This is a genomic window from Streptomyces ruber (assembly GCF_014648075.1).
Taxonomy (GTDB): domain Bacteria; phylum Actinomycetota; class Actinomycetes; order Streptomycetales; family Streptomycetaceae; genus Streptomyces; species Streptomyces ruber.
Genome location: NZ_BMQK01000073.1, coordinates 1 through 617, shown reverse-complemented (window position 1 = coordinate 617; position 617 = coordinate 1). Strand labels below are relative to the sequence as shown.

The 617-nt window shown below is 68.1% G+C and carries 1 protein-coding gene; it reads right to left on the bottom strand.

Translation table 11 applies throughout. The annotated features are described in order from the left end of the window. The coding region (locus tag IEZ04_RS34420; protein ID WP_189220929.1) for a tyrosine-type recombinase/integrase at window positions 1-526 on the bottom strand (526 nt) is incomplete at its 3' end. Window positions 527-617 lie beyond the last annotated feature (91 nt).

Genomic DNA, 617 nt, shown 5'->3' with positions numbered 1-617 from the left:
TGTGCCGAGTGTGGTGCAGCGGTATGCGCCGGATGCCGGAGCGATTCACCCGCCGCTCGAAGCTCCCCGAGAAGCCGTCCGGGTCGATCATTCCGCCGGTCTCGGTGGTGAAGATGAGATCCAGCTCGGTCCACTTCTCGCCGGCCTTGGCCTTCTCCAGCTTCTGGAGCTGGCGCCGCTCCCCCAGGGCTTCAAGGCAGAGCCGGGGCAGCGGTAGCGCGCCCTTCGAGTGCTCCGTCTTGAGATCGACGTGGACGAGCCCGACCTTCTTCCGGCGCTGCACCTGCTTGCGGGGATGGGCGACGCCCTCGGCGAAGTCCAGGTCGATCCAGCGCAGGCCCAGCAGCTCACCACGCCGGAGCCCCAGCACGATGGCGAACACGAATGCGGCGTGGAGCCGGTGGGAGCGCGTTGATCGGAGGAAGCTGATCGCCTCCTGCGCCTTCCACGGGATGACCTCCTTGGACTCCGCCGTCGGCATGTCCACCAGCTTCGCGACGTTGCGGAGGAGGAGCTCCTCCCGCATGGCGCGGTTGAGGGCGTTCCGCAGGGTCTTGAGGCATTCCTGTTGGGTGGCCCCGCCCCCATGGCACCGTTCCGCCGGTGGACGCCAGATG